At 28.9% G+C, this 24,898-nt stretch carries 16 protein-coding genes; 7 read left to right on the forward strand and 9 right to left on the reverse strand.

Translation table 4 applies throughout. The annotated features are described in order from the left end of the window. Window positions 1-287 precede the first annotated feature (287 nt). The 7 genes from MYB_RS01775 to MYB_RS03235 all read right to left on the reverse strand — a co-directional run bounded on the left by MYB_RS01775 (window position 288) and on the right by MYB_RS03235 (window position 14,282). On the reverse strand, window positions 288-2,957 hold the full coding sequence (locus MYB_RS01775) for an ABC transporter substrate-binding protein (protein ID WP_022934725.1): 2,670 nt from the start codon (window positions 2,955-2,957) through the stop codon (window positions 288-290). Between the two features lie 3 nt (window positions 2,958-2,960). After that, a complete protein-coding gene (locus tag MYB_RS01780) occupies window positions 2,961-9,245 on the reverse strand; it encodes a PDxFFG protein (protein WP_025279625.1) in 6,285 nt (2,094 codons plus the stop codon). Then, complete coding sequence (locus MYB_RS01785; RefSeq protein WP_051122411.1) at window positions 9,245-10,612, reverse strand: ABC transporter ATP-binding protein; 1,368 nt, start codon at window positions 10,610-10,612, stop codon at window positions 9,245-9,247. Before MYB_RS01785 ends, MYB_RS01780 begins: the two co-directional genes overlap by 1 nt. After that, a complete protein-coding gene (locus MYB_RS01790; RefSeq protein ID WP_027121641.1) occupies window positions 10,605-11,819 on the reverse strand; it encodes an ABC transporter ATP-binding protein in 1,215 nt (404 codons plus the stop codon). The genes MYB_RS01785 and MYB_RS01790 overlap by 8 nt, the downstream gene beginning before the upstream one ends. A 158-nt stretch (window positions 11,820-11,977) precedes the next feature. Next, window positions 11,978-12,940, reverse strand: coding sequence for an ABC transporter permease (locus tag MYB_RS01795; RefSeq protein WP_022934722.1), 963 nt, complete (start codon window positions 12,938-12,940; stop codon window positions 11,978-11,980). Next, entirely contained in the window at window positions 12,940-14,037 is a 1,098-nt protein-coding gene (locus MYB_RS01800; protein WP_084626657.1) for an ABC transporter permease, read from the reverse strand. Before MYB_RS01800 ends, MYB_RS01795 begins: the two co-directional genes overlap by 1 nt. Window positions 14,038-14,120: 83 nt before the next feature. Further along, entirely contained in the window at window positions 14,121-14,282 is a 162-nt protein-coding gene (locus MYB_RS03235; RefSeq protein WP_022934720.1) for a hypothetical protein, read from the reverse strand. Between the two features lie 230 nt (window positions 14,283-14,512). Here MYB_RS03235 and MYB_RS01805 point away from each other — a divergent pair, with 230 nt between their 5' ends. From MYB_RS01805 to MYB_RS03245, 4 genes are all read left to right on the forward strand, one after another. Continuing rightward, on the forward strand, window positions 14,513-15,412 hold the full coding sequence (locus MYB_RS01805; protein ID WP_022935652.1) for an MAGa3780 family membrane protein: 900 nt from the start codon (window positions 14,513-14,515) through the stop codon (window positions 15,410-15,412). Next, window positions 15,405-16,514, forward strand: a complete 1,110-nt coding sequence (mnmA, locus tag MYB_RS01810; RefSeq protein ID WP_022935653.1) for a tRNA 2-thiouridine(34) synthase MnmA — start codon at window positions 15,405-15,407, stop codon at window positions 16,512-16,514. The genes MYB_RS01805 and mnmA overlap by 8 nt, the downstream gene beginning before the upstream one ends. A gap of 158 nt (window positions 16,515-16,672) precedes the next feature. Then, window positions 16,673-16,801 carry a hypothetical protein gene (locus tag MYB_RS03295; RefSeq protein ID WP_022935654.1) on the forward strand — a complete coding sequence of 43 codons (129 nt, stop codon included), beginning with the start codon at window positions 16,673-16,675 and terminating at the stop codon, window positions 16,799-16,801. 66 nt (window positions 16,802-16,867) lie between these two features. Further along, entirely contained in the window at window positions 16,868-17,011 is a 144-nt protein-coding gene (locus MYB_RS03245; RefSeq protein ID WP_169728041.1) for a hypothetical protein, read from the forward strand. A gap of 78 nt (window positions 17,012-17,089) precedes the next feature. On the opposite strand, the gene MYB_RS01815 is transcribed toward MYB_RS03245, so the two are convergent. Continuing rightward, window positions 17,090-18,220, reverse strand: coding sequence for a DUF3137 domain-containing protein (locus tag MYB_RS01815; protein ID WP_022935655.1), 1,131 nt, complete (start codon window positions 18,218-18,220; stop codon window positions 17,090-17,092). A gap of 83 nt (window positions 18,221-18,303) precedes the next feature. Beyond that, entirely contained in the window at window positions 18,304-19,995 is a 1,692-nt protein-coding gene (locus MYB_RS01820; protein WP_022935656.1) for an APC family permease, read from the reverse strand. Between the two features lie 163 nt (window positions 19,996-20,158). On the opposite strand from MYB_RS01820, the gene MYB_RS03110 reads away from it, so the two are divergent. The 3 genes from MYB_RS03110 to MYB_RS01835 all read left to right on the forward strand — a co-directional run bounded on the left by MYB_RS03110 (window position 20,159) and on the right by MYB_RS01835 (window position 24,661). Continuing rightward, on the forward strand, window positions 20,159-22,150 hold the full coding sequence (locus MYB_RS03110; protein WP_022935657.1) for an Mhp366/Mhp367 family surface (lipo)protein: 1,992 nt from the start codon (window positions 20,159-20,161) through the stop codon (window positions 22,148-22,150). A gap of 312 nt (window positions 22,151-22,462) precedes the next feature. Beyond that, window positions 22,463-23,428, forward strand: a complete 966-nt coding sequence (locus MYB_RS01830; RefSeq protein WP_025279627.1) for a hypothetical protein — start codon at window positions 22,463-22,465, stop codon at window positions 23,426-23,428. A 369-nt stretch (window positions 23,429-23,797) separates the two neighbouring features. Next, window positions 23,798-24,661 (forward strand): hypothetical protein, encoded by an 864-nt coding sequence (locus MYB_RS01835; protein ID WP_038556495.1) that lies wholly within the window; start codon window positions 23,798-23,800, stop codon window positions 24,659-24,661. Window positions 24,662-24,898 lie beyond the last annotated feature (237 nt).

Consider the following 24,898-nt stretch of genomic DNA (forward strand, 5'->3'; position numbering starts at 1 on the left):
TGAACCGGCTCCCCATAAAAACCGATACACAATAACAACTTACTCTTGTGTATCGCAACCTTATGTCTCATTGCCGTATAAAAGCATTATTATTGTACCACTTTTTTTAAAAAAACAAAATAAAAATATTTTAATTTTAAAATTTAGAATTAAATTTACAAAACTATTTAAGCTTTTTAAAGTTATTTTTTAAATGCTAACAAACTAAATAAGTAAAAAATATTTGTTATTTTAAAATAAAAAACCACTATTTATATTTAGTGGTTTTTATTAAAAGTTTTATTTTTTTATTCCTTACCATCTTCAGGTGTGATAAAACTATTTTTAATATTTTCAACATCAAAGGCATATTGGAATGAACCATCATTACCTGCCCGAATTCTATCAATAAGTCAGAAAGTATCAACTTCCATAAGTGGGATAACTGGCACAAACTCACGAATAATTTCTTCAAAAATAGCAACAAACTTAAAGACATTATCTTGAGTTCATCCAGCTTCTTTTTCTTCAATTGTAAAGTTACCACTGAAAAAGTTATTGATTCGTTTATTATAGTCATCACTTGTTTCAACAAATTCTGGTTCCATAATAAATTTACCATTTAAATCAGTGGCAAATTTAGTTCCTTCTTTATTGAGTGCCACCTTGTGCATTTTTGGTTTACCATTTTCATCAAGTTTGACTTTACGCTGAATTAATTCTTCGAATTTTTTTCTAAAAAAATCACTAATTCTAAGCCTGTTCATTACGGCATCTTGTTGTTCTTTAGTTAAACTTGATCATCAACTATTATATGTTAATGAACCTGATGGATTATATACAAAACCAATTAGTTTGCTATCAAGAGGACTAATTTCATCCGTGTTAAAAAATGCTCTAATGTAACTCTGAGGTTCACCACCACCGATGTTGAAAAAGTCAAAGTTTTTCATAGTAAGATCAAAATCACCAGTAATTAAACGTTGGTAATAAATTCCATCTGGCAATCGAATTGGATCGATTTCAATAAAACCATTAGTTTGACGAGAAAGCACATCTTGAAGTCCAATAGCTGCATTTTCTTCGTTGTTTTCTTTATAAATAAAGGTTAATTTAACATGTTTGATTTCTGGGTGATTTTTTTTGAACCTATTTAAATAAAAGTTAGCAACATCTAAATTATATGAATTGTCAACTCGTGGCACAGACTCAAATCAAACAGCTTTGGAAAGGTGTGATGGATAGCTTTCAGATGAAATTGGAAATTTCTTAAAATTTCCATTAGCATCTTTATCTTCCGAGTAGTAATATTTACCACTAAAGAAAGTTTCTAATGGATAACCTTTATTTGTTGAAATATTATCAGGACTAGTTCAAGTTGTTTGTGGGAAAGATGAATCTAGACCATATAGTCTTAACATATCAACTCGGTTAATGCTATAAAATAAAGCTCTTCTTAAATCAGGATCTTGAAGTGGTGATTTTCCTCGTTTGACATTGTCGAGGTTAATTTGAATTCCAATAGTTCCATAACCTTGCTGTTTGGTCATATATTGACGAGTTTTGGCATCAGACCAAAACTTACGTTGAAAACTCGAAGGAATTCGAGTTTTTGCAATATAACCATCACTAAATAATGAAGATAGAAGTTCTGGTTGATCGGCAAAAAAGACTTTAATTTTACTTGGCACTGTCTTATCAGATGAGTAATAACTTTGGCGTTTACTCAAAATCATATAACCTTGTTGGCCCAAGCTTAAATCTGAAATGTCAAAAGGCCCATTTCAAATAAATTTGCTTAGATCTGTTCCAAAATTACGAATTCCACCAACTGTGTATTCAACAAATTTTCTATTAATTGGCAACAAAATTTTTGGATACAATACTTGCTGGAACATATTTGAAAACTGTTTTATTCCATAGTCTTCAAACTCAATTCGTAAGTCATAACCTGATTTTGGCAAGAAGTCATATTTTGCTCGCAATTGTGGACCAACAAAAACCTGCCTTGGATCTAAAAATGGGTTATGAGTTAATTTTTCTTCAACTGGTTTGCCATCAACAAGTTTGAAAAACGAAGTGCTTTTGTAATTAAAATTAGGATTATAAACAGCATATTTTTGAATTAATTTCACAATTTCAGCATTGGTATATTCCATGAAAATTCTACCTGTGTACATCCCAAAACCTTGAATTAATTTTTTGAACCTGTCAACATATTCTTGATCACCTGGATTTTGTGATTGAAAGACCTTTTTTGATAAATCTTGAACAATTTCGCCATCTTTATTTTTAACAAATTTGCGTTGACCAAATGGATTGGCATATAAATTACCAAACTTTTTAACATAGTCTTGTTGCAATGAAACAAGTGATTGAGCATTTTTGATATTAACTGATAAAACTTCAATTAATTTTGGTGAAGCTACATTAGCATTTAAAACATATAAAACATAATCAATGTAGTCTTGAGCAGTTACTTCATCACCATTTGACCATTTAGAAGCTCCTTTATTAAGTGGAATTGTTACAGTAACTTCACCACCAGAGTTATTTTCTATAGTTGAAAAGTGGCCATCAGTTCCAGGATTTATTGTTCCAACAGTAAGTCCTCAATCTGTTAAATTGTAAGAAGCGTTGTCACTTTTAATGGTATCAATATGGTCAAGAATTTCAGATGCAGTAGTGTAATTTCCACTACTACTATATGTAGTAATTGATGAAGTGGGTAAATTTAATTTTGCTCCATAACTAGAACCAGCAGAAGGACCAGGTTTGAAAAATGATTCAACAAGTGATTTGATAATTGGTTCTGAAGATTTGTTAGTCACATAGTTAAGGTCATTGATTGGAGGAATTGCGATTCCAAAATCAAATTCTTGACGATTTCGTTCAGTAACTGTTTCACAACTCGCCAAAAGAATTACTGGAGTTAAAGAACTAATAAAAAATAAAGACTTTTTAAACAACTTTTTCATATTTTAGCTAAATTGTGTCCGAACGACAAAATATGTTTGCTCTCCTTTTTTAGTTAAAAATGTTGGTGCTGTGTTATAGTTTTTACCATTTTCAGCCACAAATTCATAGTGCCCTAAATCAAGTAAACCAGGAATTTCTTTGTTATTTGCATCACTAAAGTAAACTCTAAATTCTCGCGAACCACTTTCATTTGGTCTTAATAAAGCATTTTTAAAATCACCAATTATACTTCATGAAGTAATTCAACTAGTATAACCTTCATCAGCTAAAGTTCATTTTGTAGATGGATCTGCCTGACGCTTGAGATAAAATAAATTATCATTGTTTTTAGTACTTACTGAAATATTGAATTTTTGTCCAGATTGGTCTTCGAAAGTTAAATACTTAATTTTACTTGCTTCATCTTTTTTAACAAACCCTCATAAAACAACTTGATCACGTTGAGAATCACGTCAAATTCCACTAACTGTTGTTTCTCCAATACCTTCTGATTTTAATAAGTAATATCAATAGGCTGCTGGGCGATTGGTAACTGTTTGACCTTGCAAGTCAGTGATTGAAAGTGTGTCATCATGTACAGGATTACGATTTTCATCATAGAGTTGTCAATCAAGAACTTTTCTTTGGAAACGATCCTTGAAAAATCCATTATTAGTTGAATTGTTTTGACCAATATACCCTGTTCTTCAAATTCCGTCACGAATAAATGGTGAAATAGTACTATCATAATAGTTATGTCAATTTTGCAATTCGCCTTGGAATTTAGTCATTGCTAATTGTAGGGCAATGTTGATAGGACCTGCCATCTCATCAATTTTGCTTCCAAAATTTTTAGCTATTTTTTCTTTTTGTTCTAAAACTTTGTTTTCAGCTAAAACTTTGTCAATATATTTATCTCCAGCAAAATTACCAGTTATAGCGCTAATTTCTTTTTGACCTTCAACTTGGAGATCACTAATTGCTTTATAAACTTGTTCTTTTTGACTTTTTTCGAAAATTTCTTTAAGTGAGTCATATAAGTTGTTAAGTTTTTGAGCGCTTAAACCAGCAACTAAAGATGTTAAATAAAAATTAGTAAATGGAGTTATTGTAGTTTGATTGCGTCCTTGACCAATATCGAAAACTGGCATATATGAACGGAATCAACGTTTAGTTAAACTGCCATCAACAAAATATTCATTTCCTGTGTTATTTTCAGAAATATTAGAAAATGCACTTGGAAGATTATCAAGATTTTGTTGACTTGGCACATAGTGAATTTGCACAAAATCACGAGTTAATGATTCTGGGAAATTATAAACATAGTTTGAGAAATAATCATCAGGTCTAGCCTCTGATCTATTTTGATTTTTAGTACGTAAATTTGTTAGTTCGATATCACTTTGAGTATAAAGGATTGGTTGGTTTGTCCCTGGCGCAAAGTAATTTTTAGATCCAACAATATATTGCAACATATAGAGACTAATATCATTATATTTGATGCTATTTTCATTTAGAAAATCTTTAATTCAGCTAAATACTTGAGATTTATTTGAATTATTTAAATCATCACCAACAAAAGATTCACTTGCAAATGAAACAGAGTTAACATCACTAATTGCTCTATATCTAAATGCAGTTGTTTTGTAGCCGCTTTTTACTTGTTCAAGATCATGGAATGGGCCAAATTTTGTAGTTAAACTACTTGAGTCATCCGATGGATTCCCTTTATAAGTGGTAAATCCTCTAAATCCAACTGATGACAAGAATAATGGATCGATATTTTTATTGTTAATATCAGGATTTTTAAATAGTAAGTTTAAAGTTGATTGCTCAAATGCATTCATCAAAGTGTTAGCAAAACCTTGCACTTTGGTTTGAATTTCAGATTTATCAAGATTAAAGATACTTGCTAATTTATCAATTAGTGTTGTTGAATTTTGAATTGATTCACTTGGTTTGCTTGTTGTTGTTTTATTTTCTTGACTAAGTTTGTCAAAAGCATAACTAAATAAATCAAATTTAGTCATTGTATAGTCTAAATTTCAATTACGAACATAGTCATCATCTACTTTTTCAATTGTCATCATAAACGGATCAATTGAAATAAAGTCTAGAAAACTACTCATTTTGCTAAATGAAGTGGTTCCAGCTTGGTTAACAAAATAGTTGTGATTGTAATCAAACCCAAATAATTCTGAATCTCAAGCATCTAGATAAATTTTAGACTTATCTAATTCTGATGAATTGGATCTTTTGTGGAAAGTAAAATCTCGTGCAATTCCAAAAAGTCCACCTAAAGTATCTAATTTGTCTAGTTTTAATAAAGTTGCAAGTGGTGCTTTATGAACTGGTTTATCATATGAATTTGGATCAGTTTCTGAATTATCTGAAATTGTAGCTGTTCCTTGTGAACGAATAATTCTACCTTGTTCATCCAATTTATTGATGTTAACAAAAATATCATATTTTGGATTTTGATAATAAGTTTTACCATTTACATCAATAATTTTGGCATATGGAATTGAACCAAATTCAATAGAATTACGAAATCTAAATAATTCATTATGATACTCATCACTAGTTTTGCCAGCATCACCAGCTGCTAAAATATCTTTTTTTAATTGTTGTAATAAATTAGGCGCTTTTTGTGTTTGTCCATTCACTTTAAAAGTTAAAAGTGTATCTAATTTATTAGCAACTTCTTGATATAATTTTTGTTTAAATAAATTAATTAGTTTATTTGAAATAGTTACAATTTTTATTATTTCTTTATTAGCTGTAATCTCTTGACCATTTTTAGTAGACCTTGTTTGAGTTGGTGTGTGTTTATCTTGGTCTAATAATACCTTAGATAATTCTAATAAATTAATTTCTTTGTCAAAAGCACTTACATATTTAGATAATTTTTCAAAAATAGCATCACTAATTTTTTGATAAAAAGAATTTTTTATATCACCAATATTTTTCAATTCATCATAAAGATTATTACTTTGAACTGAAGTTGTATTAACAATTTGTTGTTGATTTTGAATTTGTTTCAATTGAGTGTTTAATTGATTAATAACATCATCATGTTTTTTCTTAAAAAATTCAATAATTTTATTTTTATCTTTTAATTTTGTATTTTTTTGAATAATACTTTCTATTTTTTGGCGTTCTTGTTCATTTAATTGTAATTGTTGGAACAATTCTTTTATATTTTCTTCTTTTGTGTTTTTTGGATCTGTTTTTTCATTTTTATTAGATAAGATCTTTTCAATGTCAAGATCTTGCACTAAATGATCTGCTAATTCAAATGTAACATTGTTTTTGTTATTTGTTGAAACACTATTTAAAAATGCATATTTTTCAACAGGATTTGTAAGAAGTGAAGTTAAAATGTTAGATCATTCTTGACTGTTTACTCTAAATTTTTCAACATTACTTGTGTTGGTGTTTGAAGTACCATTTCAACCATTGTCAGAAAATTTAACAACTAATTGCCTTAAAAATGATTCTTGAACTGCAGATATGGCTTGAGTTAATTCTGCTAAACTATTTGATTGTTTAAAAGTCTTAACATCAATAACTGGTTTACCATTTGGATAAAAAACTTTCACATCTAAATTACTAAACGTGACTCCATCTGAATTTACAGTATAAGTTGCTATAATGGGTTTATTGTTTTCATCAAATTGAATTTGATTTCCTTTTCCATCTGTGATAGAGTGGGTATAAAGATCCTTGATATCAGAACCACTAATAAATGGGCTAAGTGAAGTCTTAGTTTGGTTTTGAATGTTAGTTTGTGAAGCATTAGGAACTGAACCTGGCACAATTGAGTTGAGTAATTTTTGACTTTGACGGAAATATTCAGCTTTGTCTTCGGTTGATGGGTTGATTGTTCCAGATTCTGTGTCAAATGAGTTTAGTAAGAAAAGGTCATAAAGTTTTAAGTTACGCAATTGTGCTGCTTTTTTTAGTCCATTAAAACTTTGCAAAAAACGACGGGTTGGATCAGCTAATAAAACACCAATGTCTTGGTTTTGTGTTGATCCATAAATTTCTTTTTCAGTTTCAAAACTATTTTCCCCACCTTTTTTATAACTAAAGTTTGGAAAAACCCCTGTTAGTGAACTATTCAAATCAGGATCACTTCGACGAATTTTAAGACCTGATGAACGAGCATCTAAGTAAAGTTGCAAGGTTCTAAGATTGTAAAAAGATTGCACTTGTGGTTGAGTAATTGTTGACAGTGCATTAAGAATAACATTAGTTGATGGATCAGAGTTGTCTTGAGCATAAGTTAGAGTTTGGTGGTGACCATACTCGTGAGTTCCAACATATTTTAGATAATTAATTCCAGTAGTTTTGAAAAATGGAGATGATGCTTTTAATAAAGAAATATAGGAAATTCTACTAGTTGGTGAAAATCCAATATATTGTCCTTTTTGACTTGAATAAGAAAGCATCCCGGTTTTTGGATCAACTGTTTTAGTTAAATATGTTCCTTGAAGTTGTTCTCCAGTTAATGGTTTGTTGGTTAAAACAGTGTCAATAAGCCCATCATATACATCAGCATATAGTTGGTAGTATGTTTCACTTTTACCATTTACAAGTTGGTCAACTTCTTGAATTATTCTTGGAGTTGAACGATCAAATCAATTAATTGCTTGTTTAAAATAACTAAATTCACGTAGTTGTTTCTTATAATCTGGTTTTTTAGGATCGAGGTCAAAAGTAATTGATTTACTTTGAACTGAAGTTGTTTCATCACCTTTTTGTAAGTTGACTTTTAAAATAGTTGGACTAACTTTTTCCAAATTTTTAACAGTTCAAACACTTCACAAACTAGAGTCAAAATTACTTAAGTACTCATTTTGTGCATAAGTGGTTGGACTAGGATTTCACTCATTGTCAATAGCGAAAAAACTTACTTCATCAGGACTTTGTTGATAAAGTCCGATTTGTTTTTCATCACCTTGATGAATGTTATACAAGTCATAAAAACCATCTTTAACAATTTCATCTACTTTAGATTTAATAGCAGCTGCCATTTCAGCAATTTCTAAAGTCATTGTTGAATCTTTAAAATTATGAATTAAATAAAGACCCATTGTATCATTTGTTGTTTGATCACCACTTTTTTCAAAACTAATTTTTAAAATACCTTGTGGAAAATTATCATTCCCTGTATTAGTTGTGTATTTATCAATACCTCTTTGAATTTCAACATTAGCAATAGTTTTTGGTTGAAGTTCTAAATCATCAAATTGAAATTGATAACCACTAGGTAATTGTAAACTTAGCTTATTAGCAACTAAAAGAGCTGCAGCTTCAAATTTTTCTTTTACTTGATCTAATGTTTGACCTGGATAGTCAAAAACTATGAAATTATATCTACTAAATTTATCAAATTCTTTAGCTATTTTTTTTGCACTTGATGTTTTTGTATCTGTTGGGCTAGACATTCCAACTGTTTGCGCTAACAATTGGAGGAGATTATATTTATAAACTTTTTGACCTTTAAGCAAGCTAATCCCAGCCAATCCAGCAACATTATCTCGTTTATCCCAGTTTGCTAGCACTTGTTTTTGAGGAATAGTTGCCAAATATTCATCAAGGGCAGATTTGGAAATTGGATTACTAAAAATTTTATAAGTTAAATTATCAAGAGCATTTCCTTTTCCTGCTAATTTTGAAAAAATAGGAAATGAACCAAAAAATGAATCAGGATAAAAATCGATTTTTGTTTCTTCTTTACGTAGCCCTGAGTGTTGACCTAAAAGTAAGTTATTTCCTTTACGTGTCACACCTTTTTTAAGAGCAAAGTGTTGGAGACTAATTGCATCTGGTCCTCAAGAAACATTATTAACAAATCACAAGGCATATTCTAAAAACTCTTGTGGTTCTAGTGCATCTCAATACTCATTAACAAAGTTCATCAAACCAACGCGAACATTAAAAATGGGAGTTTGACGATTGTAGTGTTCGCCAAATCATTTTTCAAACTCATCTGTTGAAAAACGTCGTTGCTTAGATTCGATATTATCCTCAAGTACAATAGGTTCTTTAACTGATTTATCAGTTAAAGCCTTAACATCAAAATGAGCAACTTTTTCACCTTTGGTGTTGACAAATTCAGCTTCTGAAATTTGATCTTTTTTGGCAATAAAGTCAGAAACTTTATCTTTAATTTGGATTGGATAAACACCAAGTTCATTGTGAATAGAATAGAGTTTGATTCCAGCAATCAAAATCCCAGTGCTAGCCGCTACAGTAGCACTAGCAATTAAAAAACGACTTAACGGTTTGCTAAGTTTCATTAGTATTCTCCTTTCTGTCATTTAGCAACTTCTTCTTCTGTTGCTAAAATAAAATGATTATTACCTAGATTAATTCAATGTGGTTGGTTCTCAGTTGTATAGTTGTGAACTTGTGGATTATATATATAACCAACTAGTGATTCGCGATTTGATTCAATGGTTGGAATTGCTTCAATCAAACTTTTAGTATATGGGTGCAAAAAATTATTAATAATTTCCTGAGTTGGTCCAATTTCAAGCAAGCGTCCTCTATGAACCACAGCAATTCGATCTGAAATGTATTCAACCATTCTCAAATCGTGAGAAATAAATAAAATTGTAAGATTATATTTTTCTTTTAAATCTTTAAAGATGTTAATAATTTGAGCTTGAATGGAAACATCAAGTGCTGAAATTGGCTCATCAGCAATTAAAATTTTAGGTCTTACAAGTAAGGCTCGACAAATTCCAATTCTTTGTTGTTGTCCACCACTAAATTCAAGTGGAAAACGATCAAGCACTGATTCATCAAGACCAACAGAAGCTAGTAGTTCAACTACTAGTTGACGTTTTAATTTTGATGTAGATTTGTCTTGATTTTCAATAAATTCTTTATGCTTTTGTTCAAGCAAATCTTGAATTTCCAAATCAAGAGCATTTTGCTCTTGTAGGAAATTTGCAAGTTCTGAAAACAAAAACTTTGAACCTTCTTCAATGCTAGTTGCTATTTTTTGAGAAAATGATTGCTTCAAATAACTTGCTTGTTGCTGATCCAAACTAAAATTTTGCTTCAAAATTCGACTTATTTGATAAAAAGTAGATTCTAAAAAGTTTTGAAAAAAGATATTTTTAATAGCACCTTTATTTTTAATCTCTAAATTATCAATGCCTTCTGTCACTACAGTATAAATATTTTTATAAGGGTTTAGCGAAGAAAGTGGATCTTGGAAGATCATTTGTACTGTTTTAACAAGGGAAGTTAAAATTTGGCCACGAATATCTGATTTATTTTGTGGCAAAATTAAATCACCAATTTTAATTTGACCAAAGTGATGGGAAACTAGTCCAGCTAGTGCACTTCCTGTAGTTGATTTTCCAGAACCTGATTCACCAACAAATGAAAGCACTTCTCCATCATAGATATTAAACGACAAGTCATGAATCACTTTATTTTTTTGGCGACCACTTCCGTAAATAATATCAATATTTTTAAAGCTAACTAGTGGATTATCACCACTATTTAACATTTCTTCGGTCCCATTTGTAATGCGACGATATTCATATTTGTTAAAAATTTTTGGAAAAAATTTGCCAAGATATTGAGCAAAATATCTATCAAAAAAACTACCAAAAATACTAGTTTTGCGTTGGTAAAAATATTTAGACATTATTTTCTCCTTTAGCTGCTTTTCATTTTGCTCATTTTTGAGCAATAATAGCAGGTGGATTTACTTTAGGTGCTCTTGGATCACATAGTACTGATTTGACTCTATGGGTTTGACTAATTTGATAAAAAGGAGGTTCTTCATAAAAATCTTGTTCTAAAGCATAGTCATTACGAACAGCAAAAGCATCACCGACAATATTGTTTAAACTAGATGGCACAACTCCACGAATTGATTGTAAACGCTCTCCCTTGTTGACATCAGGCATTGATGAAATTAGTCCTCAAGTATAAGGGTGTTGTGGAAATTGTAAAATTTCTTCACGAGTCCCTTCTTCAATAACTTGACCTGCATACATAATGGTGATGTAATCTGCAAGGGAAGCCACCACACCTAAATCGTGAGTTATGAAAATGATTGTCATTTTCAAGCGAGCTTGCAAGTCTCGAATGATGTCAAGCACCAAAGCTTGCACTGTAGTATCGAGCGCAGTTGTTGGCTCATCCATAACAATAATTTTAGGCTCGAGTGATAAAATTGCCGAAATTACAACCCTTTGAATCATTCCACCTGAGAGTTCGTGTGGATATAATTTCATAACTTTTTCAGGTTCAGTAATTTTAGTCATTTGCAAGTAATGAATAGCCTTTTCATATGCTTCTTTTTTATCCTTAACAATTTTATTTAAAAGCATACCTTCCATAATTTGTGGACCAATTTTTTTAGTAGGATTTAGTGTGGACATTGGATTTTGGAATACAGCTGAAACCACTTTGCCACGATAGTTGGAAAGTTCCCAATCTCTAAAGGTAAAGTGTTGCACTTCATTGCCAAAAAGTTTAATAGATCCACTTTGAATAACAGCATTATCACCTGGTAAACCATATAAAGTTGATGTGATAACAGATTTTCCTGAGCCAGATTCACCAATGATAGCATGAATTTTACCTTCATAAAATTCAATAGATGTATCACGAATAACATTGCTTTGAATATTTGGATTGGCTGGATTCAAAAAACTTAAATGTAAATTTTCAATTTGAGCCACCACTGTGTGCTCTTTTCCATTAATCATTTTTTTTGGAGCATTTTTGGCAAAGTTAGCAAAATCAAAATTTCTTCGATTTTGGCTAATTTGAAAATAAGCCTTAACACGAGCAACAATATCTTCTCATTTAAAAGATTTTTTGGTGCTATAGCGTTTTTTAATGTGAGCTTCACGAGCTAAAAATTCTTCTTTGAGTAAGTGGAATTTTTCTTCAAATTTTCCACTTTCTAAACTATTTTTTAGTTCTTTGTATTCTTTAGCAAAATGTTCAACATTTTTAGCTAAAGCTTTATTTAACATAGTATTATCTTTGTGATTCATTAGCGTTGCCTTCTTAATGCATCTTGCAATGCATTACCAATCATTTGAATTGAGGATGTTAGTAAAATTAGTAAAAATGCTGGAATTAAAACATAACGTGGGAATAAAGTTACAATTGGAATTCCTGAGTTAATTGCATTCCCTAATGTTGGCACATTTGGTAAAGATAAACCAATAAAGGCAAGTGCTGTCTCACCTAAAATAGTTCCTGGAATAACAAAGACAGTGTTGGTAATTAAAAGAGGGATAATAACTGGTACAAAGTTGTATAAAACTTTGTATGATGGGGTTCCAAGCACCCTAGAAGCTGTTACTCATGTAAAGTTTCGAGCCCTTTTGATTTGAGCTCGAACTTGGTTGGCAAGTCCAATTCAACCAGTAAGACTAAATGAAAGCACTAAAACTCAAAAACTCGGTCTTAAAACTAATGTCATTAAAATTAAAACTAAAATTGTTGGCACATTTGAAACAACTTTGATAATAAAAGTAAAAATTTTATCAAAAACATCAAAGTGACCCATTAGCACACCAAAAAATGTACCCATAAGCACATCTAAAAGTGCAACTACAAAACTAAGTAACAATGAGAAACGCAAGCCATGTCATAAAAATGCTCAGACATCACGACCTTGACTATCTGTTCCTAAAATAAAGTTGTGATCAAAATAGTTTCTATTTTTAAGCGTTGGCCTTAGTTCTGTAGGTGAATTAGTTGTAAAAGGAATGATAATTGCAAATAAAATTAAAAATACAATAATCACAACACCAAAAACACCTGAAAAAGAACGAGAAAAACGGTTGATAAATTCTTTAAAACTTCCAATTTTTGGTGCAAAAAAGTTTTTATCCAAATTTTGTGCTTGCGCACTCATCAATTTTCACATTTGATAAGCAACTGGCTGCAAAAACATATTTGGAGCAATATCTTTTTTAATATACTCATTAATTGATGTAACTGACATTATTTTGCTCTCCTACGAATTCTTGGATCTAACAACTCATAACTAATATCACGCAAAGTGTATGAAATAATAGTTAAAAGTGAATAAATGATTACTAAAAATAAAATGATATTATTATCTTTTGATTGAATTGCATCAATCATAATTCCACCAGAACCTGAAATTAAAAAGATTTTTTCAACAAAAATTGAACCAATAAATGAACCTAAAACCACAGCTGGAAAAAATGTTGCAATTGGAAATAGTGAACTTTTTAGTGCGTGTGTTCAAACAAAACGGTTTCTAGTTAAATTTTTCAAATATGCAAATTTAGCATGAATTGAATTTAGTTCATTATTAAGTTCAAAACGAATATAACGAACATAACTAATAACTGAACCAATTGATAGCGCTAAAGCTGGCAAGACAAATGTTGAGAAGTCCTGAATGTTAAAAATATAAGGTATTCCTGAACGTTGTCCAATAATAAGAAGTACTAAAGCAAACACTAAAGATGGAATAGAAGAAAAAACTGCAATTCACACTGTTGCTAAATTGTCCAAAAATTTTCCCGGATTTTTACCAACAGCAATTCCTAAAGGTACTCCAATAGCTATTGTTAAAAAAACTGAAAAAATACCAATTGAAAATGAAGTTAAAAATCTTTGTCAAATAAAGTCATTAATTTCAACTCGTGGTCTCAAACTATATGAAACTCCAAAATCTAAGTTAATAAAGTGTCATAAATAGTTAAAATATCTTTGAGCTAGTGGTAAATCCAAACCATATGTGTGTTTTTCTGCTGCTTTTTGAGCTTCTGTCAAGCCATCTAAAAAGTGTGGTTCACCCGGAATGGATTCAATCAACAAAAACACCAAAGTCAAAACAATTCACGCCACTACTATGAATTCAACAAAAATTTTTAAAATTTTTGTTGAAAATCTAAACAAAAACGAATCAAAATCTATATATTTTAATCATGAATATTTTTGAACTTTAGGTTTTCTAACATAAAAAATCTGGTTTTCATCAATATCTGCTTCATTTTTGTCAATTTTAGCAGCATCTACATAATTTCGCTCAGTTATTTCTGGGCTTTTAAAAATTTTCTTTCACATTTTTTCTCCTTTATTTAAATTTAAGTAAAAAGGCAGAATTTTCATCCTGCCTTTTTACTGAAACTATTTGTAAAAATATTTAGCTACTCAGGGCTAGATGGTCAGATAATTGTTTTTTTAATAGTTCAAAACATTTTATCTAGTGTATTAATTGTGTTAATAATGGAATTTTTAGCAACAACAAAAACATCAAATAAATTTTGATTGTTTTTAACATTAAGATTATCAAAATGATGTACTTGCATAAAATTCCTTTCAAATTTAATGATTTGAATTATACCAAAAATAAGAAAAAACAAAATATTTTTTTACTTTTTTTTTTTTTTTTACAAAAAGTTAAAATCTTGGCAATAGCTTTTAAAATTAATGCATTTATATATATCAAATATTCTTGATTGATAAATTAGTTAAAATAATATTAACTTTTCTATAAATAAAAAGATAAATTTAAATTTTAAATTATAATTAAACAATTATGGAAAACCATGAAAGTTATTTAGTAGAAAAGTTAGAAGTACTAGCAAAATGAAAAAAAACACGCAAATATGCGTTATTTATTGCAATATTTGTTATTGCTATTAGTTTATATTTAGTTATTAATTCAATTTCAACTAACAAAGTTGAGTTTGTTTTAGTAGATGCTTATTATTTTATTAGTTTTTCCAATTATTTTGGAAATCTTAGTTCTATTTTTTATTTTACTTATCAGTCAAATTTACTATTTGGGTTTGTTTTACTTTCATATGTGCTTACAAGAAGTAAAAAGAAATTTCAATTACTTTTTGCAACTACTTCAATGATAACTGTGGTTTTAATTGTATTTTGAACAGTAATTGCTTGGCACATTAATTTTTCTAGTTTTGAAAACCTTTTATCTACAGCAACTGTCCATTTTTTAAATCCAATTTTGGCTATAGTTAGCTTATTTTGATTTAGAAAAGATTATCAAATTAGCACCAAAGGAATGTTGTTAGCATCAATATATTCTTTTGCTTACTTAATATTTTGTGCTTTATTATATGTATTTACAGTTAAACAATGACTAAGCAAAACATATGCTCACAATGGTGATGTTATTTATTTTTATACTGGTGTAACTATCTATCCTTTTTTAAATTTTTTACATCCTTTTTTCTACTCTGGTGGCTCAATGTTTGTTTTATTTTTATTAAATTTAATTATGATAGTATTGTCATTTTTGATGCCTTATGGAATTGGAAGAATGTTTATTAAATTATTTAGTATTCAATCTAGCACTTGAAAAATGAGCCATTTTATTACTAAAAATTGCAAGGTTTTTTGAAAATTTTGTAGGCATTGATTGTTGTTTTTCAAAAAAGCTATTTTGGAAAAAATAGGGAAAAATAATGGCTAAAATTGTTTTAGGTTTATCAGGTGGAGTTGATTCATCTGTTTCAGCTCACTTATTAAAACAGCAAGGTCATCAAGTCATAGCTGTTTTTATGCGTAATTGAGACTCAACTCTTAACAATGATATTAAAGGCAATGATAGTTATCAAAATAATGTATGTCCGCAAGAGTTAGATTGACTTGATGCTCAAAAAGTAGCTGCTCAATTAGAAATTCCCATTTTTCGTGTAGACTTTGTTGAACAATATTGAAACGAAGTATTTGCTGACTTGATTAGCAAGTATAAAAATGGAAAAACTCCAAATCCTGATATTTTGTGTAACAAAAATATTAAATTCAAACATTTTTTAAATTATGCAATCAAAGAACATCAAGCTGATTTTATAGCTATGGGTCACTATGCTCGAGTTGAAAATGGCAAGTTATTTGCAGGGAAAGATACAAATAAAGACCAAAGTTATTTTTTAGCTCAACTTACAAATGAACAACTTGCAAAAGTAATTTTTCCGCTTGGCAACTTAACTAAAGTTGAAATTCGCCAAATTGCAAGTCAAATTGGACTTGCAACTGCTACTAAAAAAGATTCAACTGGAATTTGTTTTGTTGGAGAGCGAAGATTTACAGATTTTTTGCAAAACTACATTCCAACAATGCCAGGCGATATCGTAGATATCACTACAGGAAAAATCATTGGTGAGCATCCTGGTGCAATGTATTTTACAATTGGGCAACGCAAAGGTTTGGGACTCAATGGAATGGACCAACCTTATTTTGTAGTTGGCCACAAATTAGATCAAAAAATTTTATATGTTGCTCCACAAAACCAAAGACAATGACTTTTGTCAAATAAACTACTTGCAAGTAGTTTGAATTTACTTAATAAAAATTTTAATCCAAATAATTTAATGGCTAAATTTAGATATCGTCAAACACCAGTTAATGTTAAAATTGAACTTATTGATGAAAATACTTTTTGAGTTTTTTATGATGACTTTGAAGCTGTCACTCCAGGTCAAGAAGTTGTTATTTACGATGGTGAGCAAGTTGTTGTTTCAGGACAAATTGAAGAAATTTTCCACAATAATAAAAAATTAGACTATTTGTAGTTTTTTTATTTTTTAAATTTACAAATAATCTTTTAATTTTTCCAATAATTATAAAAATAGAGAAATTGCTTTGAAAAAAAAAAAAAAGTAAAATATTGATTATTGGCAATAATTTAAATTAATTGCCAACAATTAAAAAAAGAAAGGAGGTAATTATTATGGATAAATATTTTGGTCCAAATGATCAACGCGCAAATGTTAAAAATCCTAATAATAGTGATTACAAAAATAATAATGATAACCGCGCAAACCAAAAAAACCCTAATAATCCTAGATACAAAGGTTAATTAGTTAGTTTTTGGATAATTTCAATTATTATAAATTATTTAAAATTAATAGAAAGGAAAATAAATATGAAAAATTATCAATTTAGTTTTAATCTTGGGCCAAATGATCAGCGCTCAAATGTTAAGAATTCTAATAATAGTTCTTATAAGGATGATAGAGACAATCATTCAAACCAACTTAACCCTAACCATTCTGAATACCGTGGTTAAAAAAAGAAAATAAAATAAAAATAATAAAATAAAACCCCTTTAGATTTCTCTAAAGGGGTTTTTATAATTTATACAAAATTAATCTATATATATTGGAATCTGCATAATGCTAATTGGATAGTAAATATTGTAAACTGCTTGTGAAATTTGATCAACTATTCTTTGACTCATCACTTCTTTATTAAGTGTTAAGAAAAATGAAAATCTATCACGAAACACTTCTTCTTTTCTAGTAACAAAACCAATATAAAGAAAATTTCCTGTTGATAAAATTTTAAGATCCTTAACATCAACACCATTACTATCCATTTTTCGTTGAACCATATTTTCCATTGCAAGTGGTGTCAACATTTGAAAGGTTTTTAATTCATTATATGCTCGCATATTAAACTCTTTATTAAAATTGGAATTTTCTAATTTTATTTTTTTCATTCCAGCATAATTACTAAAATCAAATAATGAGGACTCAGACATAAAAAAATCAAATGGATCTCTAATTTGACTAGTATCTATTTTAATAACAGTTGTATAGGCATAAGAAGTGCTAACTATTTTATCTTGCACAACCACTTCTTTTATTCATGTTGCACATTCAAAAGATGCATTATGTTTTGAATGTAAAACAAGTTTTTTTGAACCATGACTTTTAAAAAAATCATAGCCTCGTCGTATTAGTAAATTATGTAATGATAATTCTGATTGACTTAAATATGGAAAAGAATCTTCGTCTATGTCTTCTATGTCTTCTATGTCTTCATACATATCTTTATATATATCTTTATACATGAGTTTATATATATCTTTGTCTATATCTTCATTAATATATTGGATATTTGCATTTAATAATGAAAAAGCTAATTTGTATAATTGATGAATATTAAGCGCTCGCTGAATTGAATATTTTATATCTCTTCTTTTTCAAAGCCAAAACATACCAGATACTACAGCTGATATTAATAAAATTATATCAATAATAGATAAAGCTAAAGCAGCTGTTGAAAAAGTTGTTATTACAAATACTGAAATTATTAAAAAAAGTATAAAAAAAGCAGTGAAACTAAGTGCTAATATTTTTCTAAATCTTAGTGTTTTAAAATCATTTTTTTTCCAAATTTCATCCAATATAGCATCAACTACAGGTTTGAGTTTTTCATTAATATTTTCTAAAAATGTTTCTTTTGTTGTATAATCACGAACTTTTTGTATCATATTTTTCCTAAATGTCTTAATTTTATAATTTTTAAATGAAAAAAACCCAAATTTTTTGGGTTTTTTTCATTTATTAGCAAATTCTATTTATCGTTAATAGATGAATAGTATTTAACTACATTAGTAACTATATTGCTATTTTGAGAATCAGTTGATAAACTACTTGAATCTAACTCAACATTTTTTTCAAACTCTGAAAGCACACATCTTTTTTCAAATTTTTTAATCAATCAATAGTTAATTAATGGAAAACTAAAGAAAACTATCAATTGGAAAACAAAGATTAAGAAACTACCTAGATTAGTCAACATTAAACCGTTATCTTCAAAGATACCAGCTGATGAGTTCCCAAATGTTTTTACTACAACTGCTTCTACTTGAGAATAAACAAAAGCTACAATAGCAATTAAAATTAATAAACTAGCTAGAACACCTGAAGTTCAAAATAAAACTTTATTAATTGGTTTGCCTGTTAGTTGGCTATGTAATTTTGTTGGATTTTTATATTTTTTAACCATGTATAAAACCATGATAGCCATATATAATCCATAAAAAATTAAGGATGGAAAGTTGGACATTGCATCAGCAATAACATCACTACCATATCCATACTCAAGTTGCCCTATTGCAGAATTTGCTTTTGGAAGTGGAATTGCAATAGATGGTATAAGAGTTATAAGTCCTCACATTACAAGACCAAAAATTAAATAAAATAGCACAGCTTTATCTTTTCCAAATTTTTGTTTAATTTTTTTAGAACCAAAAATTAAATCTAGATTAACAAGATCTTTCATTTGATTAATAAAAAACGCATTAACTGAGTTATTAACTCCATATGTGGAAATTAATAAAAATGCAAAAACAAAAATTGTAATAGGTTTGGCTGCTGATTTAGGAAAGGCATCCCTAATTAGTCCATCAATTGAACCTTTTGAGTGTAAAGCAGATGAAAGAGCAATTAATGTATAAATTGAAACAATTAAAATCATTGCAACAATAATAATAAGTGGAACTCTTTTTTCAGCTTTGTCTACTTTATTGTGCAATGAACCCACTGATAAAAATGAGTCATATGCAAATAAAACTGCTGGTAAAGCTAAAATTAATTTAGAAAAATCAAATGGATGTGGCTCTTTGCCTTTAATAAATTGGCCAGTTGCATCTTTTACTCCATTGATATAGTCATTTCCAAAAGCACTTTGTCCACCATCATTGTATGTGGTTGCAGCAAAAATACCTGCAAATAAAGCTATAACTAATGGAACAAATTTTAAAATTGTAGATGTTAGAGCTACATATCCTGAAGCTTTAACAGACAATCAGTTTAATATTGTGAAAAACTGTAAAAATCCTATGGCTATTAAAATATGAACTCAAAATGGTAATTTAATTTCATAACCACTAGCTTGATTAATAAAAAAAACCGTAACTTCTGAAGCAATAATAGACAGCAAAAGTGTCAAAATTACTAAGTAATAAAATGAATAATTAAAAACTGTGGCATAACCAGCTTTTTTACCACCTGCACGATATGCTCAATTAGCAAGTCCGTTTAATTTAGATGGTTTTAAAAAGCTAATTTCAGAATAGTTGATGGCAGCCATCAAGGAGATAATTCCTCCAACTATTCATGCAAACAATCAAGCATACCCATTACCATCAGTTGCTCTAGAGATGCTACCATTTTTAAAGAAAATACCAACACCAACAACTGAACCAACAAGCATTGCCATTGCAGCAAAAAAACCTAATTTTCTTGTTTTGGCTATTGTCATAATATAACCTCCTTTTTAATAATAATTAATAAATTTAAAACAATATAACTATTATAAAGAAAAAAAATGAAAAAATATTGTTTTTTAATGATTATTTATTCAATTTTGCAAAAAATAACTATGTTTTATTAGTTTTTTTTAAAGAGTTTATAATTATATTATTATGAAAAAGAAACTTATCCTTGCACTTTTAGTTCCACTTAGTACAGTTTTGGTTGCTTGTTCATCACCAACTTATTTGAGTAAAAATGAACCAAAACTTAACATTGATAATCAAAAAGATTTTGACAAAGGTGACAAAAATGATTCATCTTTAGATAATGATTTAATCAATAAAACAAAGCAAGATGATGAGAAAACAAATAAGTCAGAAACAAGCAATTTAAACAATGATGGTCAAAAATCTGCAATAGATTCAAACAATGAAGATGAAGTAAAAGGGCCTTTTCATTATTTAGAAGAGCCGGATAAAAATTTAAATAATCCATATAATTTGAACCCAGAACCTGAAAATAATCAAGTAAATTCAAACAAATCTGATTTGAAAAATAATTTAGAAAATCTCAACGATGATAGCAATGATAGCATGCTAATTCGACTTTTCAAAAAACTAAAAAAAGGCGATGAAGGCAATGACTCTCAAATTGTGCGATCTAATCTAAATCCAGATTCAAATTTCAATAAATACAAGCAAAATAAGTTAGAAAACACTTTGAATGAAAGTGAAAAATTTAACAAACTAGATCCTGAAAAAGATTTTGACAAAATCAATGAACGTTCACTAAATGATTTTAAACCAGATTTATTATCTAATGCAAAACCAACTACTCAAAATGTGCATTTTAGTTCTTGATATAGAAAATTCACTTTAGATAACTCAAGTGGAGTTATTAAATCTGAAAATGATTCTATGTTTTTAGGGGCTCAAAATAATAATCTCAATATTTATTTATTAGACAAAATTAATAAAAACCTTGGAAATAATGGTGTTTCTGCAATCAAAAATTCTTACTTAAACCCAGATAGTTGAAGAAGCATTTTAGATTTAAAGTATGTTGGCTTTAAATCCGAACCTTATGAAGATAAACAATATGAAAATATTTATCAAAGAAATGTTCGTTTTCCAACAGGTACAGGTATTTTATTAGATAGTAGTGATAGAGAGGCTCTTTTTTTAACTAATTATCATGTTTTAAATCTAGGTGCTCATTTTTGAAATAGTATGAATACCATTACCACAAGTTCTGATGGTAAACTTTACTATATAAATAAATCACTTGGCACTTTTTTAAAATGATATGATAATGGTAAAATTAACACTTTAAATAATATTACTTTAATAAAACTTTGGCAACAAAAATATGCTTATGATAAAAGGAAAAGTAACCCATCAATTAAAAATGTAAGCACAGCAGAAATTACTAAATATTTACAAAATCTTTATGATAAATATTTTGAAGTCGCTGACTTTAATACACATGGGCAAGATGTAGCTGCTTTTTATTTTAAATATAGTAGTTTCATATCAGATGTAAAACAATTATTAAAATTTTATGATGAAACAAAAACTCGTTGAAATTTTCCTTCGCAATACCAAAGAGTTGAGTGAGAAAAAAGTATGACAAAGTTAAATGAACAATTTAAAGCTTTTGAGAGTTTTTGAGAAAAAATATCAAAATTTAAGCCCTTAAAATTTTCAGATCGACAATGAAGACCTGATGATATAGACTATACAGCCAAAATTGGTTTATTTTATCCAGGTGATGCTAATGCCAAAAACTTTTTTAAGGGTGTTCAATTTAAATATGATAACAAAAATGTGCCAAGACCACTTTTTCTAGCAACTAACGGACCTGGGGCTTCAGGCTCAGGAGTTTATAACTTAGATGGCTCACTAGCATTTATTAACTCAGATATTATCTTAGACAATGACAAAGATGTCACCAACCAACTTTATTATGATCAAAATAATATGTCATCTTACTTGTCACGTGGAGTGGCATTTGTAACATCTCAATATAATTTAATACCTTATATTCAAGCCTTGTATCTAAGAGATGCTGATGGAAAACTCAAAAGGCAAACAATAGAAGATTCAAAACCTAAAATATATGACGATGGCAAAATGCATAGTGAATATATAGATTTTGAGTAGAGGTGATTTATCCTACAATAAAATAAAATTGTTAATAAGTATTGGCGATTTTAAAATTATTTTATGTCAAATAAAATAAAATATTTCAAAGTTAATGGTCTTTATTTGACTTTTTTTAACTTTAAATGTTTTTCTATTTTTTTAACATTAACTTGACTTTGTCAAGTTTTTTTTGAAGTGGTTTTGCACCTTAATTTGAAGAAAGCGGACACAAATTGCTTTTTTTTTTTTTTATAAAGTACAATAACCAAAATACATATGTAGTGCATTTCCTATGAATAAATGGTATTTTAAAAATCAAAAAGGAGATTAATGACTAAAAAAAGCAAATTAATTATAGCTGGTTCTACAGTTCTTGCTGGTACAATAATCACTGGTATTGCTGTGCCTTTGTCACAAAAAGCTAATCAACCAACTCCAGAACAAAAACAAGAACAAGAAAAAATTCCTGCATTAACTGAAGAAAACAAGGGACAAGTAGATTCACAAAAAGATAGCACTGAAGACAAACAACAAAATAGTGCAGAAGCTGGAAGCGGTGAAAAAACTGAAGAAAATAGTGCGCAAGAAGAGACAAAACCACAAGTAGATTCACAAAAAGATAGCACTGAAGACAAACAGCAAAATGGTGCAGAAGCTGGAAGCGGTGAAAAAACTGAAGAAAATAGTGCGCAAGAAGAGACAAAACCACAAGTAGATTTACAAAATAATAGCACTGAAGACAAACAGCAAAATGGTGAAAAAGCTGGAAGTGGTGGAAAAACTGAAGAAAATAATAAAGTAACAGAGCCAATGAAATCACAAGTAGATTCACAAAATAATGGTAATGGAAATCAACAAAATAATGGGGAAATTGGTAAAAAAGTTGAAAATTCTAACGCTGTTGAATCCAGTGAACAAAAGGGAACTGAATTGAAATCAAAATTAACTCCTGTTATCCTTTACTTTTTTAACGGAGATTTTTTCTTGAGATTACTAACATCTAAAGCAACATTTGAGAAAATAAAAAATGATAGGCTTGCATTTACATTAGATAAAGGAGGCCTTAAAATTGATGAATTAGCATCTGAATTCCCACAAAGTGGCCATACTTCTTATTATCGAAATTATTATGATGAACCTAATGGTAATGTCTCATTTGAAATTATTTCAAACCGAAGTTATGGTAGTGATCCAAAAGAAAAAGGAAAATACAAGGTTACAAAGGTTTGATTATCAAATGATAGTTCTAAAACAAATTTATTAGATAAAGAAAGTAACACAGAAGATGTTAAATAAAATAACATAACATTTAATTTTTTGTAACAAATCTTAGAAAATATTAAATCCATTTGAACTCAAATGGATTTTTTATTATCCTTAATAAAAAAGTGAATAGGAAAAGATAGTATAAGCCCTATAGTCTTTTTTAGCATTTTTTATATATATTTTTTATCGCCTTTTGAAATGCTTTACACCTTAGTTTGAAAAAAGTGGCACAAATTGCTTTTTTTTTTTTTTTATTAAAGTACAATATCCAAAATGCACATATAGTCATATGAATAAATAGTATTTTAAAAATCAAAAGGAGATTAATGACTAAAAAAAAGCAAATTAATTATAGCTGGTTCTACAGTTCTTGCTGGTTCAGTAATCACTGGTATTGCTGTGCCTTTGTCACAAAAAGCTAACCAACCAACCCCAGAACAAAAACAAGAACAACAAGTAGATTCACAAAAACCAAACGAACCAACTCCAGAACAAAAACAAGAACAACAAGTAGATTCACAAAAACCAAACGAACCAACTCCAGAACAAAAACAAGAACAACAAGTAGATTCACAAAAACCAAACGAACCAACTCCAAAAGAAAAACAAGAACAAGAAAAAACTCCTCCATTAACTGAAGAAAACAAGGGACAAGTAGATCCACAAAAAGATAGTGATACTCAAAAACAACAAGATGGTGCAGAATCTGGAAGTGGTGAAAAAACTGAAGAAAATAATAAAACTGAAGAAAATAATAAAGCAGCAGAGACAATGAAATCACAAGAAGATTCGCAATCTAGTGATACTAAAAAACAGCAAGATGAAGTAGGATCTACAAGTGGTGAAAAAGTTGGAAAGACTGAAACCATTGAAACTGGTGAACAAAAGGGAAAAGAATTAAAATCAAAATTAACTCCTGTGCAACTTCTATTTAAGAATGATAAATATTTTTACTTGAGATTAAGAACATCTAAAGAGGAATATGAGAAAATAAAAAAAGATAGACTTAAATTTACATTAGATAGAGGAGATCGCGAATATGATGAACAAGCATCTGAAGGCCAACAAAGTGGCATTACTTCTTATTATTTGAATTATTTAGATGAGGGTAATGGCAAGGTATCATTTGAAATTACTTCAGAACAAAGATATGGTGGCAGTAACGAAAAAGGAACATACAAAGTTACAAAAGTTTGATTATCAAATGATCCTTCTGAAACAAATTTATTAGAGAAAAATAGCGAAACAGTACAAGTTCAATAAAAAACATATTATTTTTTTATAACAAATCCTAGAAAATACTAAATCCATTTGAGTTCAAATGGATTTTTTATTATCCTTAATAGGAAAAGATAGCATAAGCTCTATAGTCTTTTTTAGCATTTTTTTCTTTATATATATTATTCCTTGATTCATTTATAAAGTATAAAAAGTTTATAGATCGTTGATTAAAACTAATATCAATGTATTCAATTATGATAGTTTAAATCATTGCTTTTA

It is taken from the genome of Mesomycoplasma bovoculi M165/69 (assembly GCF_000524555.1).
Lineage (GTDB): Bacteria > Bacillota_I > Bacilli_A > Mycoplasmatales > Metamycoplasmataceae > Mesomycoplasma > Mesomycoplasma bovoculi.